18 protein-coding genes are annotated in these 17,077 nt (G+C 69.9%); 10 read left to right on the forward strand and 8 right to left on the reverse strand.

Features of this window, described 5'->3' with window-relative positions; genetic code table 11:
• Positions 1 to 30: 30 nt before the first annotated feature.
• The 3 genes from AC07RM_RS13445 to AC07RM_RS13455 form a co-directional block, all read right to left on the reverse strand.
• Positions 31 to 642 (reverse strand): CHAP domain-containing protein, encoded by a 612-nt coding sequence (locus AC07RM_RS13445; RefSeq protein ID WP_495334820.1) that lies wholly within the window; start codon positions 640 to 642, stop codon positions 31 to 33.
• Between the two features lie 75 nt (positions 643 to 717).
• On the reverse strand, positions 718 to 1,266 hold the full coding sequence (locus AC07RM_RS13450; protein WP_495334821.1) for a DUF6886 family protein: 549 nt from the start codon (positions 1,264 to 1,266) through the stop codon (positions 718 to 720).
• A gap of 80 nt (positions 1,267 to 1,346) precedes the next feature.
• Positions 1,347 to 2,384 (reverse strand): phosphate/phosphite/phosphonate ABC transporter substrate-binding protein, encoded by a 1,038-nt coding sequence (locus AC07RM_RS13455; protein ID WP_495334822.1) that lies wholly within the window; start codon positions 2,382 to 2,384, stop codon positions 1,347 to 1,349.
• 197 nt (positions 2,385 to 2,581) lie between these two features.
• On the opposite strand from AC07RM_RS13455, the gene AC07RM_RS13460 reads away from it, so the two are divergent.
• Complete coding sequence (locus AC07RM_RS13460; RefSeq protein ID WP_495334823.1) at positions 2,582 to 3,736, forward strand: helix-turn-helix transcriptional regulator; 1,155 nt, start codon at positions 2,582 to 2,584, stop codon at positions 3,734 to 3,736.
• A 26-nt stretch (positions 3,737 to 3,762) separates the two neighbouring features.
• Here the strand turns inward: AC07RM_RS13460 and AC07RM_RS13465 are convergent, their stop codons facing one another.
• Positions 3,763 to 4,632 carry a helix-turn-helix transcriptional regulator gene (locus AC07RM_RS13465; protein WP_495334824.1) on the reverse strand — a complete coding sequence of 290 codons (870 nt, stop codon included), beginning with the start codon at positions 4,630 to 4,632 and terminating at the stop codon, positions 3,763 to 3,765.
• Between the two features lie 392 nt (positions 4,633 to 5,024).
• On the opposite strand from AC07RM_RS13465, the gene AC07RM_RS13470 reads away from it, so the two are divergent.
• The gene (locus tag AC07RM_RS13470) at positions 5,025 to 5,840 is read left to right on the forward strand and encodes an MmyB family transcriptional regulator (RefSeq protein WP_495334825.1); all 816 of its coding nucleotides are present in this window, start codon (positions 5,025 to 5,027) and stop codon (positions 5,838 to 5,840) included.
• A 27-nt stretch (positions 5,841 to 5,867) separates the two neighbouring features.
• Here AC07RM_RS13470 and AC07RM_RS13475 read toward each other — a convergent pair whose 3' ends face one another.
• Positions 5,868 to 7,067: a hypothetical protein gene (locus AC07RM_RS13475; RefSeq protein ID WP_495334826.1), complete on the reverse strand. Its 1,200-nt coding sequence runs from the start codon at positions 7,065 to 7,067 to the stop codon at positions 5,868 to 5,870.
• 215 nt (positions 7,068 to 7,282) lie between these two features.
• Here AC07RM_RS13475 and AC07RM_RS13480 point away from each other — a divergent pair, with 215 nt between their 5' ends.
• From AC07RM_RS13480 to AC07RM_RS13495, 4 genes are all read left to right on the forward strand, one after another.
• Complete coding sequence (locus AC07RM_RS13480) at positions 7,283 to 7,708, forward strand: tripartite tricarboxylate transporter TctB family protein (protein WP_177239571.1); 426 nt, start codon at positions 7,283 to 7,285, stop codon at positions 7,706 to 7,708.
• A 10-nt stretch (positions 7,709 to 7,718) separates the two neighbouring features.
• Positions 7,719 to 9,248: a tripartite tricarboxylate transporter permease gene (locus AC07RM_RS13485; protein WP_093354916.1), complete on the forward strand. Its 1,530-nt coding sequence runs from the start codon at positions 7,719 to 7,721 to the stop codon at positions 9,246 to 9,248.
• A 214-nt stretch (positions 9,249 to 9,462) separates the two neighbouring features.
• Positions 9,463 to 9,795, forward strand: a complete 333-nt coding sequence (locus AC07RM_RS13490; protein WP_495334827.1) for a hypothetical protein — start codon at positions 9,463 to 9,465, stop codon at positions 9,793 to 9,795.
• 439 nt (positions 9,796 to 10,234) lie between these two features.
• On the forward strand, positions 10,235 to 10,876 hold the full coding sequence (locus AC07RM_RS13495) for a class I SAM-dependent methyltransferase (RefSeq protein ID WP_398493442.1): 642 nt from the start codon (positions 10,235 to 10,237) through the stop codon (positions 10,874 to 10,876).
• On the opposite strand, the gene AC07RM_RS13500 is transcribed toward AC07RM_RS13495, so the two are convergent.
• The 3 genes from AC07RM_RS13500 to AC07RM_RS13510 form a co-directional block, all read right to left on the reverse strand.
• A complete protein-coding gene (locus AC07RM_RS13500) occupies positions 10,865 to 11,116 on the reverse strand; it encodes a hypothetical protein (RefSeq protein ID WP_495334828.1) in 252 nt (83 codons plus the stop codon). The genes AC07RM_RS13495 and AC07RM_RS13500 overlap by 12 nt on opposite strands.
• Before the next feature lie 18 nt (positions 11,117 to 11,134).
• Positions 11,135 to 11,452, reverse strand: a complete 318-nt coding sequence (locus AC07RM_RS13505) for a hypothetical protein (RefSeq protein WP_495334829.1) — start codon at positions 11,450 to 11,452, stop codon at positions 11,135 to 11,137.
• A 61-nt stretch (positions 11,453 to 11,513) separates the two neighbouring features.
• A complete protein-coding gene (locus tag AC07RM_RS13510) occupies positions 11,514 to 12,461 on the reverse strand; it encodes a LysR family transcriptional regulator (RefSeq protein WP_495334830.1) in 948 nt (315 codons plus the stop codon).
• Between the two features lie 103 nt (positions 12,462 to 12,564).
• Between AC07RM_RS13510 and AC07RM_RS13515 the strand changes: the two genes are divergently transcribed.
• Genes AC07RM_RS13515 through AC07RM_RS13530 form a run of 4 tightly spaced genes read left to right on the forward strand, consistent with a single transcriptional unit; the run spans position 12,565 to position 17,074 of the window.
• Complete coding sequence (locus AC07RM_RS13515; RefSeq protein WP_495334831.1) at positions 12,565 to 13,542, forward strand: Bug family tripartite tricarboxylate transporter substrate binding protein; 978 nt, start codon at positions 12,565 to 12,567, stop codon at positions 13,540 to 13,542.
• 49 nt (positions 13,543 to 13,591) lie between these two features.
• The gene (locus tag AC07RM_RS13520) at positions 13,592 to 14,968 is read left to right on the forward strand and encodes an MmgE/PrpD family protein (RefSeq protein ID WP_495334832.1); all 1,377 of its coding nucleotides are present in this window, start codon (positions 13,592 to 13,594) and stop codon (positions 14,966 to 14,968) included.
• Positions 14,969 to 14,981: 13 nt separating this feature from the next.
• Entirely contained in the window at positions 14,982 to 16,064 is a 1,083-nt protein-coding gene (locus AC07RM_RS13525; RefSeq protein WP_495334833.1) for an isocitrate/isopropylmalate dehydrogenase family protein, read from the forward strand.
• A gap of 14 nt (positions 16,065 to 16,078) precedes the next feature.
• Positions 16,079 to 17,074, forward strand: a complete 996-nt coding sequence (locus tag AC07RM_RS13530; RefSeq protein ID WP_495334834.1) for a quinone oxidoreductase family protein — start codon at positions 16,079 to 16,081, stop codon at positions 17,072 to 17,074.
• Positions 17,075 to 17,077: the final 3 nt, after the last annotated feature.

Genomic DNA, 17,077 nt, shown 5'->3' on the forward strand with positions numbered 1-17,077 from the left:
CGGGGAAGGCTCACCCGCGCGTCACCTGGCTCAGGACGGTGCCTGCGCGCGCCGCAGCCAGCCCAGGGTACCGCCCGCCACGCGCCAGTTCCCGCCCTGCGCATCGAGCGCGAGCCGCGCGCGGCTCTCGCCGAACGGCCCGGGGTTCTGCTGCACGATCTCGATCTCGCGGTCTCCCACGCTGGCCACGATCGCGACATGTCCATAGCGATTGAGCAACGTCGGCGCGAACACGATCAGGTCGTCGACCCGCGGCTTCTCGGCCTGGCCGTTGCGGTACTGCAGCAGCGCGCGCTTCGTGTTCGGCATGCCCTGCGGCGTGGTCGCGTCGTAGAAGTCCCTGGCGTGGCCGTAGGCGTCGGGCATGCGGTGGCCGAAGCGCTCGAAGTAGTAGCGCTTGACGAACTCCACGCACTGGTACTGGATGCCGAGGTTGTAGCCGTCGCTCGACAGCGCGCGGCCCTCGGCGTTGTTCACGCCGCCGTTGTAGTAGACCTTCACGCCGTTGAACTCGTCGACCACCGCGCCGACCTCGCGCGTGGGGTTGAGGTTGAAGTAGGTGGCGCCCCAGTAGCCGGCGACGGCCAGCGCGGCGATGCCGGCGAGGGTGGCGAGCAGAAGGGCGGGGCGGCGAAGCAGCATCGAAGGCGAGGGCATCAAGGAGCGGGACGCGCGTGCAAGCTTAACGGCAGCGGGGCGGGGCTTCGTCCATCGTCCTCAGTCCTGCGCGCGTGCGTTGCGCATGCGGATGCACGAGAAGCCCAGCGAAGATGCGACGACCTCGCGCGCGAGCGGCCAGAGCTGCGGCACCACGCGCAGCGCCACCCCGCGTTCGGCCAGCAACGACAGCGGCTGCGCGAGGCGATGCACGGCCTCGGGCTGTACCGCCTGGTCCGACACGTGGTAGCCGGCATTGGCATCGACGCAGCGGAACGACCGGGCCGGCAACGCGTACAGGTACAGCGGCGTCGATTGCGCGCGCGCATGCCAGTCCTGCTCGATCGCCAGCACGTGCCGGCTGCTGCCGCCGCCGAAGAAGTGCGCGAGATCGTGCCGCGTGGTCGCGGGCAGCGCGCGGAACGCGACCCGCGGGCAATCGCGCGGCACCAGGTAGTGCGGCAGGCAGGCGTCGTCCACGGCCCAGACCACGGGCGTGGCCACGGCCGCGTCGCGGTTCGGCGGCAGCCGGGGCTCGAAGACGGCGATGTCGGGCTGTTCGCTGACGTGCCAGAGTTTCAGGGGCAGTGGAGTGACGTTCGCGGGCATGGGCGGCCGCGATCCTCGCACGAAGCCCGAAGCGGGCTGCGGAAAAGCCACGGAGACCGGTGGCCATGACGCACCGGCACTCAGCCCGCGACCCGCTCCTCGTCGCGCAGCAGCACCGCCTTCTGCCGCTCGTACTCGGCCGCGATCTGCGCCAGCCGGCGTCCGCGCGCGGCGTCGCTGGTCCACTGGGCGGCGCGCACGCGCTGCAGCGCCAGGTCGCGCTGCAGCTGCGCCACCGGCAGCAGGGTCGCGTGGGGCGCTGCCTCGTAGCCGGCCGGCGCGTTCAGCGCGCGCAGCACGGCGCGTTCCCGGGCGCTGCGCGGCCCGGTGGCGGCGCCGTAGCGCAGCAGGAAGCGGCGGACCTCCTGGCGCGTGGCGCGCGGCCAGTCGGCGCGGATGGCGAAGCGCTCGGCGGGCAGGGGCTCCGATTGCCAGACGATCCTGAGCTGCCGGCCCTCGGGCGGAAAGCGCCGGCAGAACAGGCGGTGGTCGTCGAGCGTGCCGGTCGCGATGTCGACGTCGCCGTTGGCCAGCGCGAGGCTGCTCGCGAAGGTGGAGCCGACGGTCTCGGTGCGGAAGGCGGTCTCCATGTCGATGCCGCGCGGCAGGAACAGCCGCGCCTGCGGCAGCACATAGCCCGCGATGGAGCGCCGCTCGCCGTAGGCGATGCGCCAGTCCTGGGGCTCGGCCAGCAGCCGGTCGAGCGCGTCGGGCGGGGCCGCGCGGCGCACCAGCAGCACCGCGCGGTTGGGGTCTTGCGCCACCGGGCGCTTCGCTTGGGCGAGAATCCGCATCCGCCCCTCGACCACCGCCTGCAGCGCGGCCTCGGGGGCCAGGAAGCCGGCGTCGACCTCGGCGTGCGCGACGGCCCGTGCCAGCGATTCGAGGCTGGACAGCGTGGCCGTCTCGAGCGCGCAACCGACGGCGGCGCACAGCGGGTGCAGCAGCGGTTCCCACGCGGCGCGCGAGGCCAGGGCCTCGTCGAGCAGCGGCAGGGCGAAGCGCAACCGGGCGGAAGACACAGGGGAGAAGGCCTCGCTCGAGGCCGCCGAGGCTGGCGCGAGACGCGAGCCCGACAACAGGAGCACGCCGGCGCCGCCGCGCGCGACACGCAGCAATGCGTCGCGGCGGGTGGCACCCGGGGGTGCATGTGAAAGGGTGAGGAAGGACGGCGCCATGCGGGTTCACGACAAACGCTGGCACGGCCCGGACGCGTTGCGGCGCGCCGTGGCGCGACCGCCGTCCGGCCAATGACAGCAGAGGAGGGAGTCTGCGCATCCGCGCCCGCGCGCGCTACTCCCGAACAGGAGGGAACATGGGTCTGGAATCCACGGCGCTGGCCGACGCGGTCCGGCGGCTGTATGCCGAGGTGGCGGCGCCGGGTGCCGGCGGCATCGACCTCAACGTGCTGCGCGAGTGCATCGGCGCCGAGCACGTGGTGATGACGAGCATGCACGACGGCGACACCGAGTGGCGCGCCTGCACGCAGTTCGGCCAGGTCGAGGAACGCGAGCTCGGCCAGTGGCTCACCATGGCCGACCACGAGTCGCTGGTCCGGCTCACGGCCTCGGGCCTGCCGGTGCGCACCTCCACCTTCCTGAGCCGCCGGGCGATGGCCAGCACCGAGCTCTACCAGGAGGTGCTGCGGCCGCTCAACGGCGGCCTGGCCGCGGTGTCGTACTGGCGCGAGCACGACGGCTGGCGCGGCCTCAGCTACTGCCGCTCGCTCGAGTCGGGCCACGATTTCCGCGAGGACGAGCTGGCCTCGATCCAGGCGCTGGTGCCGCACCTGCGGACCATCGAGCAGCTGCATGCGCAGTTGCGGCAGCGCACGCGCGCCAGCGTCGATGCGGCGCACGACATGCTGAACCTGGCGCCGCAGGCGGTGCTGCTGCTCGATGCCGCGGGCCGCGTGGTGTTCCTCAACCGCAGCGCGAGCGCGCTGCTGGCGCAACCCGGTTGCGGCTTGCGCGCCGACCGCGAAGGCCTGCGCGCGCGCGACGGCGCGGAAGACCGCCGGCTGCAGCAGGCGGTGCGGCTCGCGGCCGAGCTCGCGCCCGAGTCGCGCCGCGCGGCGCTCAGCGATGGCGCGGTGGCGGCGCAGGGCCTGCCGGTCACCATCCGGCGCGCGCTGCCGCTGCGGCCGCTGATCCTGTCGATCGTGCCGGCGGCCAGCCTCTCGGCGCAGGCCGAGTTCGGCAGCGCGCGCGTCGCGGTGATGGTGCACAACGCCGGCACCGACGGCACCATCGCCGCGGCCCGGCTGGTCGAGGCCTACGGGCTCACGGCGCGCGAGGCCGAGCTGGCCGTGCTGCTCGGCAAGGGCGAGGACCTGGCCGGCGCGGCCGGACTCATGGCGCTGTCGGCGGGCACCGCGCGGCAGTACCTCAAGCAGATCTTCGCCAAGCTGGGCGTGCAGCGGCAGGCCGAGCTGGTGCGCCTGCTGGTGGCGAGCTTTCCGCAGGAGTGAGCCGAAAGGCCTCGCGCACATCGCGCTCAGGCGGCCGGCGCGCCCGGCAGCATCGCGCGCGCGGCCGCGTTCACGAGCTGCACGCGGTTGCGCACCTTGAAGCGCGCGCGCAATTGCCGCAGGTGGTAGTCGACCGCATGGCCCGACATCTGCAGCCGGTGCGCGATCTCCTTGTCGCCGCGGCCCTGCCGCAGTTCCTCGAGGATGCGCAGCTGCATCGCGCTGAGCATCCTCGAAGCGTTGCCGATGTCGCCGAGCCGGTCCGCGGTCCGCGCCGAAGCGAGGCCGCAGGACTGCACGCGCCGGTGGAAGTCCTCGGCCAGCATGCGGGCCAGCGCGACGATACCGGCGCCGATCCACGCGCTGTCCGTGCGCTCCGACTGCAGGCTCACCAGCGTGTGCTCGCCGAGCGGCAACGACAGCGGCGGTGCCGGCAGCCGGAACAGCACGCCGCTGCCGATGCCGCTGGCGCGCAGGTCCTCGAGAAAGCGTTCGTGCAGCGCGAAGCGGGCATCCTCGGGCGGGTGTTGGCGCGCGAGGCTGTCGCGGTCCCAGACCCAGGGGCCGGCGCTGCGCTGCGCGGCATCGACGCGCGGATCCACCTCCTGGTATTGCTGCGAGAAATAGCGTTCGGTCCAGCGCGGATTGGCATGGCCGGTGAAGAAGCTCGAGGGTCGCCACCGGCCCTGCGCCAGCGCCACGGTGCCGTAGGCGAACCACTGGAAGCCCAGCGCCTGCAGCATCGGGCGCATGCGCAGCAGCGGGTCGTCCTCGCCGGCCGCGGCGCCGCCGTCGACGGCGTGCGGCAGCGGGCCGTCCGTGACGAAACGAACCGGCGCCGCGCTGTGCAGCGGCAGCCCCGTCATGCCGCCCACCGCCGGGTCTTCCGATGGCATGGCGGACAGTAGCGCTTCGGCGCGTGGCTGCGGCAGCTCGGACGAGCGCGCGCTGCGTCGGTACGGCAGGAAGACATGGGCGGCGGGCAAGGGTTCGATGCGGTGGACGAGGAGGCTGGAGGCCGCGCGTGTCGCGCGGCGAGCGTGCGGTCCGGGGAACGCCGGACCGGCGCTGCGACCCGTGCGCGAGAGGCCCCTGGCACCGGTGCGAAGGGCATGTTGCCGCCCTGGCTGGAGGGCGTCGATAACCTTCCAGATAATGGCCTCGCACCATGTGCAAAGGCGCTACCGCCTGTTACCCGGATTACGCGTGTTTGTTGCGTTCGCGACGAAGCGTTTCGCCTCTCGTTCAGGTCCAATGGCGGGCTTTTCGATCCCTGGACCCCGATCCCATGAGCCTGCCTCTGCTGCTGCGCCATACGAGGGCGAGCAAGAACATCTCCCAACTCGATCTGTCGCTGCGGCTGGGCGTCTCCCAGCGGCACGTCAGCTTCCTCGAGACCGGCCGAGCCGCGCCGAGCCGCGACCTGCTGCTGGCCTGGATGAACGAGGTCGAGGCGCCGACCTCGCTGCGCAACGCGGCGCTGTCGCTCGGCGGCTTCACCACCGTCGCCAGCGAAGAGGGCGCGTCGTGGATCGGCATGACCGACGCCAACGAGGCCGCGCTGCAGCGCATGGTGCAGCTGCACAACCCGCTGCCGGGCCTGGTGTTCGATCCCGATTGGAAGATGCTCGCGACCAACTGCGCGGGCCAGTGGCTCTGCACGGTCGTGATGCCCGGCTACTGCGAGGCCATCGACCACCGCTTCGAGGGCCTGGACATGATCGACTGCGTGGCGCACGACGACGGCCTGCTGAGCCATTCGCGCAACGCGGCGCAGGTCGGTGCCAGCCTGCTCGCGCAGTTGCAGACCGAGAGCTGGCTGCGCCCGTCGCTGCGGCCGCGCGTCGATCGGCTGGCCGACTCGCTGCACCGCCGCTACGGCCGGTTGCCCGAGGTGCCCTCGCTCGGCCTCGCCACGCCGAGCCTCAACCTCAGCTTCGACACGCCGCTGGGCGTGCTGAACTTCTCCACCTTCCAGAGTGCCTTCGGCATTCCGCAGGACATCAATTCCTCGTCGCTGCGCATCGAGCTGTGGTTCGCGGCCGATGCGCACACGCGCGAGGTGATGAGCGACGCCGATGCCGACGCGGAGGCCTGCTGCTGAAGCGGTGAGGTCGGCGTCGGCGTGGCCTCAGGGCAGCTTCGCCGCCACGCGCGCGGCCAGCGCGTTGACGCGCTCGCGCGCCACCGCGTGCAGCGCCGCATCGCGCTCGCCGCCGCCCACGCGTACCTCCACGCTCAGCAGGCCCTTGCGGATCTGGATGCGGTTGAGGATGTCGATGTTCGCCTCGTCGCCGAGGCCCGCCACCGGCGTCTTGGGTTCGCCCACCTTCTTCGAGACCTCGAAGTAGCGCTGCGAGAACGCGGGCGTCGACGCGAGGTTGCGCACGCTCATCTGCACCTGGTGCGAGACGGTCACGCGCTTGCCGTCGAGGGTGTCGGTGCGGCGCACGTTGTAGAGGCAGCCGATCGGCCTGGGAATCTCCTCGATGCGGTTCTCGCGCGACTCGTGCGTGATCTTTCCCTTGAACTGCACCGGCGCCGCGATCGTCATGTCGGGGAACACGGCCTTCACGTCCTCGGGCGTCATCAGCGCGCAGGCATCGGGCCACTGGTCGGCGGGCGCGGTCTGCGACACGCGCGTGTCGGCCGGCACCTCGACCGCCGCCTGGGTCGCGATCGGCGCCGCGGCCGCCACCATGCCGGTGCCCGGCTGCCAGCGCGACAGCGCCTGGCGCGCGAGCGCGCTCGCGTTGCCGGGCGTCTGGCTCGAATAGGCGTCGAGGCTGGCCGAGACGATCAGGTCGCCCTTGCGCGCATAGACCGCGACCCGGTGCGCGCTGGTCTCCATGAAGGCCTCCTCGCCCACGCCGGCCAGCGGCTCGATGCGCAGGCTGAGCTTGGGGTCGGTGGCCACGCGTTCGCGCGCGGTGCGGATCGAGGCGAAGCTGTCCTTGGCGGTGCCACGGCCGACCACGGGCGAGTCGCCCCAGCGGATCACGGTCAGGTTCGCGAAGCGCGCGAAGTCCAGCGTCGAGGTCGGGCTCGGCAGCCGCACCACGTAGGCGCAGCTCTCGGCGTACTGCGGGCCGCGGCTCAGGGGGCTCAGCGTGGGGCCCTTGTCGGTGACCGGGCGTCCGGGGAACAGCGCCTCGATGTCGGCGCGCGGCATCAGCCTGCAGGCGTCGGGTGCGTTCGCGGCCATGGGAGAAGGCGCGGCGGGCGGCGAGGCCGTCACGGTCGCGGTCTGCGCGAGCGCGGCGACATGGACCGCGCCGGCCAGCAGCAGCCAGGCGGGGCGGATCGGGGCGAGGGTTCGGAAGGGATTCAAGCGGACTCCGGTATTCGGGTAAACGCGTAGAAGCGACGCAAGGCGCGCATCCTCGCCGCACCGGCGCGGGCCGTCGATTACCTGCGGCGTAGTCGGCCGTACGTAGTTCCCGAGGCCCGCGTGTCAGTTTTCGGTCAGCCGCCGACGCCGAGCATCCCTGCCTCCATCACAACAGGCCGCAGGCGCGCTGCGCAGGCACGCCCACAGAGACAGACATGAACGACCGCAACCTAGGCAGAGGGCTCTTCCTCATTGCCATTTCCCTCCTGTTCGGCATCACCGCCGCGCGCAACTACCCGATCGGCGACTTCTCGCGCGCCGGGCCCGGCATGTTCCCGTTCATCGTCAGCGTGCTGCTCGGCCTGATCGGCGTGGCCACCGTGATCCGCTCGCGCTTCGTCGCGCGCCAGCCGATGGAACTCAACCTGCGCAACATCGGCATCGTGATCGGCAGCCTCTGCGGCTTCGCGCTGATCTCGGAGCACATCAACATGGTCGCGGGCATCGTGTTCATGGTGTTCGCCTCGACGGCTGCCGGCCTCTCGTACTCGTGGGTGCGCAACGTCAAGATTTCCCTCGGCCTGATCGCGATGGCTTTCGCGCTCCAGAAGCTGCTGGGCCTGAACCTGCCCCTGCTCTGAGGACGAAGCCATGGAAGTCTTGAACAATCTCGCGTTCGGTTTCTCGCACGCGCTCACGATGCAGAACCTGCTGTTCTGCGCCATCGGCTGTACCGTGGGCACCCTGGTGGGCCTGCTGCCGGGCCTGGGCCCGCTGGCCACCATCAGCCTGCTGCTGCCGCTGACCTACTCGATCCCCACCGGCGGCGCGCTGATCATGCTGGCCGGCATCTACTACGGCGCCCAGTACGGCGACAGCGTGAGCGCGATCACCATGAAGATCCCGCATGCCAGCAGCATCGTGGCCTGCATCGACGGGTACGCGATGACGCTCAAGGGCCAGACCGGCCTGGCACTGTTCACCGCGGGCTTCTCGAGCTTCGTGGGCGGCACCATCGCGATCGTCGTGCTGGCCTGGATGGCGCCGATGCTCGGCGAGGTGGCCTTCCTGTTCGGCCCGGCCGACTACTGCTCGATGATGCTCGTGGGCTTCGTCTGCGTGAGCTTCGTGACCACCGGCAGCCTGCTCAACGGCCTCGCGATGTGCTTCATCGGCGTGCTGCTCGGCCAGATCGGCACCGACGTCAACAGCGGCATGCAGCGCTACACCATGGACCTGCCCTTCCTCGCCGACGGCGTGGGCCTGGTGAGCATCGCGCTGGGCTGCTTCGGCATCGCCGAGATCACCAAGAACCTCGACGCGCGCGAGGAGCGTTCGCCCTTCAACGGCAAGATCAACCTGATCCCGACCTGGGCCGAGTTCAAGCGCATCATCCCGAGCGCGCTGCGCGGCGGTGCCATCGGCTCGTTCCTCGGCATCCTGCCCGGCGGCGGTCCCTCGATCGCCCAGTTCGCGGCCTACGCCATCGACAAGAAGGTCAGCAAGTACAAGCACGAGATCGGCACCGGCTGCATCGAAGGCGTGGCCGGCCAGGCCGCGGCCGACGAGGCCGCCGCGCGCACCAGCTTCATCCCGCTGATGAGCATCGGCATCCCCGAGAACCCGGTGATGGCGCTGATGCTGGCCGCGTTCGTGATCAAGGGCATCCAGCCCGGTCCGAACATGATCGCCAGCCACCCCGACCTGTTCTGGGGCCTGGTGGCCAGCATGTGGGTGGGCAACTGCTTCCTGCTCGCGCTCAACGTGCCGCTGGTGCGCTACTGGCTGTCGGTGTTCAAGATCCCGTACGCCGTGCTGTTCCCGTCGATCCTGTTCTTCTGCTGCATCGGCACCTACAGCGTCAACAACAGCCTCGACGACATCTTCATCACCGCCGTGTTCGGCTGCCTTGGCTACGCCTTCATGCGATTGGAGCTGGATGCCGCGCCGCTGATGCTGGGCTTCATCCTCGGGCCGATGCTGGAGGAGAACTTCCGGCGCGCGATGCTGATCAGCCGCGGCAGCTTCGGCGTGTTCGTGAACCGTCCGATCAGCGCGACCCTGCTGGGCCTGATCGGTGTGTTCGTGGTGTGGCAGCTCGTGGCCTTCGTGCGCTCGATCCAGAAGGCGCGGCGCGAGGGGCCGGCGGTGGTGCCGGCGAGCGAGGCGCATGGGGCGTGAGAGGCGGTTGCAGCTGCCAAGCTTTCGTTGATCCGTTCTTCAAAGGCTGATGCCTGAGAAGGACACGGAGCCGGCCCGTTGAAGCCGGCGATGGACGCCCGATGAATCTCATCGGGCGTTTTCTTTTTGGGGGAAGGCGATCCTCGTTTGCCGGCATGTCCATGGCGGTAGCATCCGGCCAAGACCATCCATTCCCTGTCGCCTCCCAACGAAGATGAGCCGCGTGACCATTTCCACAGCGCCGTGCGACCCGTCCGCTTCGTTGGTGAGCGAAATCCGGCGCATTACGAAGCTCGGCGTTCTCGATGTGCGAGACCGCCTTTCCACCGGAAAGCCCGTGTTCGATCAGGCGCTTTTCTCCGATCGAACGGAAGACGTCTTTGCCAAAGCGCGTGCGGTGCTTTCGGCACTGGAGCGCGGCGGGCATCGGCCTCTTGTCAGTGAGGCTGGCCGGCCCATCACTCCCGAGATCCTGCGAAACATCTTGCAGGCATCAGAGGAGGGGGCCGAGGAGCTTCGGCGGCTCGATGATTTGGGACATGCATGATGAAACACAAGAACTTGCCTGATCGGGCTGACATTCACGCGGAGCTGGCTGAACAGGATGCGCTGATCCAAGCGGCGATGCGTGGCGAAGAGAAGGCGTGTGTCCAATGCGGAGGCGCGCTTGTTTTTACTTTGCGGGGTAATGGAGCCAGTGCGGACATTCGATGTGATGCGGGATGTACGAAGTACCACTTGACCATGGCACCAAGGCGCCCGTCGATCTAGTAGCGCAGCAGCATCACCGTCGAATCCGCTATCCGAACGGACATTCTCGAAACTTCGTCATTGCCGTCCGTTCTTCTCCAGAAGGAAAGAGGGTTCATCCTTCGCCTTGATCCTGCCGAGCGCCTCTCGTCGCCTCATTGAGGCGAGGCAGCGATTGCGCGCACCGACGTGGTTGGATTCGCCACCCACACGCCTCAACACCGGGAGCATAAAAAATGACAGACCCCAAACAGATCGTTCGAGACGGCTACGACAAGGTGTCCCTCGCCTACCGAAGCGGCAACGAGGCAGACGACGATCCCGTCTACGCGCGGTGGACCGCACGTCTGGCCAACGACCTCGCGCCGTCCGCCCGCCTCCTCGACCTGGGCTGCGGCTGCGGCGTGCCGACCACCCGGGCGCTTGCCGCACTCGGCAGCGTGGTCGGCGTGGACATCTCGCCAGTGCAGATCGAGCGCGCCAGGTCACTCGTACCGGCGGCCGAATTCCTGTGCGAAGACATGTCGGCGCTGCGCTTCCCGCCGGGCTCGTTCGATGCGGTCGTTTCCTTCTACGCGATCATCCACGTCCCCCTGGAAGAGCAGCCCGATCTCTTCAAGCGCATCGCGAGCTGGCTGAAGCCGGGCGGCCTCTTCGTCGCCACTTTGGGAAGCGGTGCCTGGACCGGCACGGAGCAGGACTGGCTGGGGGTCGAGGGCGCCGAGATGTACTGGAGCCACGCGGATTCGCAGACCTACAAGGCCTGGCTTGCGGAAGCCGGGATGGAATTGCTCACCGATGAGCATATCGCCGAGGCAGGAAGCCCGCTGGGCCACCACGTGTTCTACGCGAAGCGCAAGCCTGGTTCACTGGAATGACGCGATGAGAAGGACGAGGCCGCCGACGGCAGCAGCGACCAGCGCGCAGATGCCGGCGGCAGCCAGCAGATGCGTTGCCTGGCGGCGGTCGTCGGCGGCGTCGTCGTGCCGGAAGCCACGCAGCAGGCCGCCGGCAAGCGCGAAGACGTGGAGCAGCGCCCCGAAGGCGGCGAGGACGCCGGCCGCCATGGCAAAACCCAGTGCGGCCCACGACAGGGTCACGATGACTTTGGCGATCATGGCACTTCAGTCGGACTCTTAGTCGTCAACGCATTCCTTCGGCACGAGCCCCTGGGCTTGCACCCGGAGGCCATCGTCGTCGCCGGAATCATGGCAGTGGCGGTGGTGGGCTCGATGGGTCTCTTTCCGGTTGGCGAATGGAGCACGGAGCTTCCCATGGCGAAGCAGTCCCCGCAGGAAATCCAGGACTGCCACGGTGTCCTGCTCGTCCACCGTCGACGGTGATGATGCAGCGCTTGCCCATGCGGACTCCTCGCAGTTTTCTTTCTCGTTGGCGACCATCATTGCGCGGTTCAGGACTTCGAGAGGAATCTGGCGCCGTTCGATGATGCCCAATCTCGATGTGCGAGCCATGAAGCCTGCGTGGAACGCATCGTCGACGGTGTCGTTGGGGTTTTCAGGGCTCTCGCCGCCGTTGCTGCGCCCGGGTCTTTGTCGGCCTGGCCGGCTTCACACTCGAGCGGCTCGCCAGCGCCAGCATCTCCAGAAACGCCGCCGCCGCCGGCGACAGGCTGCGCCCCGCGCGCCGGATCACGCCGATGGTGCGCCCGATCTCTGGCCGTTCCAGCCGCACCCCGACCACCGCGGCCGGCTTGCGCGGAAGCGTGAGCTGCGGCACCACGGCCACGCCGAGGCCGTTCTCGACCATGCCGATCAGCGTGGAGACATGGCGCACCTCGCACACCGGGCGCGGCAGCGGCGGCAGCTCGGCCAGGGCCTGGTCGATGAACAGGCGGTTGCGGCTGGCCTGCGAGACGCGCGCATGCGGGTACTGGGCGAGTTCCTCCCAGCCCACGGACTTGCGCCGCGCCAGCGGATGGTCCGCGGGGCAGGCGAGCACATAGGGCTCCTTGAGCAGCGGCGTGAACTCCACCTCGGGGTCCTGCATGCCGATGTAGTTGAGCGCGAAATCGGCCTCGCCCTGCTTCACGCTCGCAAGCACCTCGTCGGCGCCCTCCTCGATGATGCGCACCAGCACATGCGGATGGCGCGCGCGGAAGGCCTGGATCACCGGTGGCATGAAGTGGTGCACGGTCGACAGCACGCAGCCGATGGTGACGTCGCCGGCCTCGAGCTCGGCCGCGTCGCGCAGGCTCAGCACCGAGCGGTCGAGGTCGTCGACCAGGCCGCGGATCTGGCCGAGGAAGCGCCGGCCCAGCAGGGTGAGCTCGACGCTGCGCGTGGTGCGGTCGAACAGGCGCACGCCCAGCAGCTCCTCGAGGTGCGAGATGCGCCGCGACAGCGCGGGCTGCGACAGGTGCAGGGTGCGCGCCGCCGCGGCGAAGCTCTGCAGCTCGCCCACGGTGACGAAGGCGCGCAGGTCGGCCAGCGAGGGCTTCAGCATCGGGTCTCACTCATGCAGTTCATGCAATAAACCCCCAAAAACTTGCAATTTACTGCAATGACGCCCAGGCAGAAGATGCGCGGCAGAACAAGGAGACACCGACATGCAACGCCGCCAACTGCTGCTGACCGCTTCCGCGGCCTCGGCCGCCATCGTGATGCCCCGCTTCGCGATCGCGCAGGACTTTCCGAGCAAGCCGATCCGCTACATCGTGCCGGTCGCCGCCGGGGGCGGCAACGACATGATCGCCCGCGTGGTCGCGGAACGCTGGGGCCGCGCGCTGGGCCAGCCCTTCGTGATCGACAACCAGAGCGGCGGCGGCGGCGTGGTGGCCTGCCAGAACACGGCGCGTGCCGCGGCCGATGGCTACACGCTGATGCAGGGCTATGTCGCGACCCACGGCACCACGCCCGCGACGCGCCGCGTGAGCTACAACGCGATCAAGGATTTCACGCCGATCGGCATGATCGGCGCCACGCCCAACGTGCTGGCCATCAATGCCGAGGTGCCCGCGAAGACCGTGGCCGAGTTCGTCGACTACGTGAAGCGCAACCCCGGCAAGGTGAGCTACGGCTCGGCCGGCGCGGGCTCGCTCACGCACATGACGATGGAGCTGTTCAAGCAGGAGACCGGCGTGGTCATGGTGCACGTGCCGTACCGCGGCATCGCGCCGGCCATCAACGACGTGCTCGGCGGCCAGACCCAGGCCATGTTCCCGGGGCTCGCGGCGGCGCTGCCGCACCTGCGCTCGGGCCGCATGCGCGCGCTGGCCGTCACCGGCAGCAAGCGCAGCGCGCAGCTCAAGGACGTGCCGACCATGGACGAGGTCGGCTTCAAGGGCTTCGACGCGATGCAGTGGTACGGCTCGGTCGGCCCGGCCGGCATGCCGGCCGACGTGGTGCGCCGCCTCAACGAGACCCAGGTCGCGGTGCTCAAGGCGCCCGACCTGGCCGAGAAGCTCGCGAGCGAGGCCGTCGAGCCCTGGCCGATGACGCCCGACCAGTTCGGCAAGTACATCGGCTCGGAGATCGCGCGGTGGACCGCGCTCGCCAAGGCCCGGAACATCCAGCTCGACGAGTAGGCCCGGCCGGCTCCCTTTCCTTTTCTCAACGCAACCAGCAAGAACACCAGTGGCCCGCAACACGCACGTTTCCGCCGACACCTCGGCCCCTCCCGTCACCGCCATCCTGGCCCGCTTCGTCGCCACGCATCCGTCGCGCGGCTGGAGCGACGCGGTCGAGCGCGAGGCGCACCGCACCTTCTACAACTGGCTCGGCTGCGCGATCGGCGCCGCGCGCCACGAGGCGGCCGAGGCCGCGATCGCCGCCGTGCGCCTGCTCGAGCCGGCGCCGCAGGCCAGTGTGCCGGGCCGCGCCGACAAGGTCGACATGGCCAGCGCGGCACTGCTCAACGGCATCACCTCGCACACCTTCGACTTCGACGATACGCACCTCAAGACCATCATCCATCCGGCCGGCCCGGTCGCCTCGGCGCTGCTCGCGCTCGGCGAGCACCGCGGGGCCTCGGGCCGCCAGCTGATCGACGCGCTGGTGCTCGGCATCGACGTGGCCTGCCGTATCGGCAACACCATGTACCCCGACCACTACGACCGTGGCTGGCACATCACGGGCTCGACCGGCATGCTCGGCGCGGCCGCGGGTTGCGCGCGGCTGCTGGGGCTGGACGAACACCGCACGGCGATGGCGATCGGCATCGCGGCCTCGCAGCCCGTGGGCCTGCGCGAGCAGTTCGGCACCATGACCAAGCCCTTCCATCCGGGCGCCGCGGCGCGCGCGGGCCTGATGTCGGCGCTGCTCGCGAGCCAGGGCTTCACGGCCAGCGAGCGGGCGCTCGAGGCGCCGCGCGGTTTCGTGCAGGTGGCTTCCGACAAGCGGGCCTGGCACGAGGTCACCGACGAACTCGGCGAGCGCTTCGAGATCTCCTTCAACACCTACAAGCCCTTCGCCTGCGGCATCGTGATCCATCCGAGCATCGACGCCTGCGTGCGGCTGCGCGCGCAGGGCATCGCGCCCGAGGACGTGGAGCGTATCGAGCTGCGCGTGCATTCGCTGGTGCTCGAGCTCACGGGCAAGAAGGAGCCGAAGGACGGGCTGCAGGGCAAGTTCAGCGTCTACCACGGCTGCGCCGTGGGCCTGATCCATGGCCGCGCGGGCGAGGAGGAGTTCTCGGATGCGGTGGTCAACGACCCGCGCGTGGTCGCGCTGCGCAACCGGGTGCAGGCGGTGGTCGACGACGGCATCGCGGAAGAATCGGTGCACGTGAGCGCGCTGCTGCGCGACGGCCGGCGCGTCGAGGTACAGGTCGATCACGCGATCGGCTCGATGCACAACCCGCTCTCCGATGCGCAGCTCGAGGCCAAGTTCGACGCGCTCGCGGTGCCGCTGCTCGGCGCGCAGCGCTCGGGCCGGATCACCGAGGTGTGCCGCACGCTGGCCGCGTTGCCCGACCTGCGCGCGCTGACCGCATTGACCGCACCGTCGGCTTGAACAGGAGGCACGCATGACGAACAGCATTCCATCGCTTCGCATCGGCATCCTCGACGGCGACGACATCGGCCACGAGATCGTGCCGGCCTCGGTCGACATCGCGCGCGCGGCCGCCGAGCTGCACGGCGTGGCCATCGACTGGCATCCACTGCCGATCGGCGCGCGCGCGCTCCAGACCCACGGCCACACCCTGCCGCCCGGCACGCTCGAGACCCTGCGCACGCTCGACGGCTGGCTCCTCGGGCCCATCGGCCACCGCGCCTATCCCAAGGGACCGAACGCGATCAACCCGCATCCGATCCTGCGCAAGACCTTCAACCTGTTCGCCAACGTGCGGCCCACGCGCTCGTACCCGGACATCGGTTGCCTGCACGACGGCGTCGACCTGGTGATCGTGCGCGAGAACAACGAGGGCTTCCAGCCCGACCGCAACATGGTCGCGGGCTCGGGCGAGTTCCGGCCCAACGACGAGGTCACGCTGTCGGTGCGCGTGATCACCCGCACCGGCAGCCGGCGCGTGGCGCGCGCGGCCTTCGAACTCGCGCGGCAGCGCCGCAAGCACCTGACCTATGTGCACAAGGACACCGTGTTCAAGCTCGGCTGCGGGATGTTCGTCGAGGAGTGCCGGAAGCTCGCCGAGGAGTACCCCGACGTGCGCGTGGACGACGTGATCGTCGACACCTTCGCGATGCGGCTGGTGCGCGATCCGCAGAGCTTCGACGTGGTGGTCACGACCAACATGTTCGGCGACATCCTGTCGGACGAGGCGGCCGGCCTGGTCGGCGGCCTGGGCATGGCGCCGGGGCTGTGCATCGGCGACGGCGATATCGCGATGGCACAGGCCACGCACGGCTCGGCGCCCGACATCGCGGGCCAGGGCATCGCCAATCCCTACGCGATGATCGAATCGACGCGCATGCTGTTCGACTGGCTCGGCCACAGCCGCGGCAACGAGGGCGCGGTGCGCATGGCGGCGTCGATGTCGCGCGCCACCACGGCCGCGCTGGCCGATCGTTCGGCGCGCACCGGCGACATCCGCGGCAGCGGCAACACGGTGGCGTTCACGCAGGCCGTGCTGCGCCATCTGAGTGTTTGAAGGGGAATCTCTCGATGACCGAAGTGGCCACCATGCAGTCCTTCTGGATGCGGATGAGCGAGGCGGGCGGCGTGCTCGAGCAGCGCGAGGTGCCGGTGCCCACCGCGGGCCCGGGACAGTTGCTGGTGCGCCTGCATGCGGCATCGCTCAACCGGGGCGAGTTCCTGGCGAGCCACGGCGCTTCGGGTGCGTGGCGGCCGGCCGGCGGGGAGGGTGCAGGCAGGGTGGTCGATGTTGGAAATGCCGTTAGTGGATTTCAAGTCGGCGATCGCGTGATGGGCCGCTGCGCCGGGGCCTTCGCCGAGTACGCGCTGATGGAAGCGGCCGAGGCCATGGCCGTGCCGCAGGCGCTGTCGTGGGAAGAGGCCGCGAGCATTCCGCTGGCGTTCCTGGTCGCGTTCGACATGCTGGTGCTGCAGGGCCGGCTGCAGCCCGGCGAATGGCTGCTGGTCAACGGCGTGTCCTCGGGCGTCGGGGTGGCGTCGCTGCAACTGGGCAAGGCGCTCGGCGCGCGCGTCATCGGCACCTCGGGCTCGGCCGACAAGCTCGCGGCCCTCGCGCCGCTGGGGCTCGATGTCGCGCTGCCCACCCGTGCCGCCGATTTTGCGCCGGCCGTGCTGCGGGCCACCGGCGACAAGGGCGCGAACCTCGTCGTCAACACGGTCGGCGGTTCGGTCTTCGCCGAGAACCTGCGCGCGATGGCTTTCGAGGGGCGGCACGCGACCGTGGGCCATGTCGACGGCGTGCTGCAGGCCGAGCTCGACCTCGAGGCCCTGCATGCGCGCCGGCTGGTGCTGTTCGGTGTCTCGAACAAGCTGCGCACCAAGGCCCAGCGCGCCTCGGGCGTGCCGCGTTTCGTCGCCGAGGTGCTGCCGCTGTTCGCGGCCGGGCGCATCCGGCCGCGCATCGACCAGGTGGTGGCGTTCACCGAGTTGCCGGCGGCCAAGGCGCGCATGGAGGCCGGCGCGCACATCGGGAAGATCGTGCTGCGCCTGCCGGGAGCGGACTGAGAC

Source organism: Variovorax sp. GW821-FHT09B05 (genome assembly GCF_059418265.1).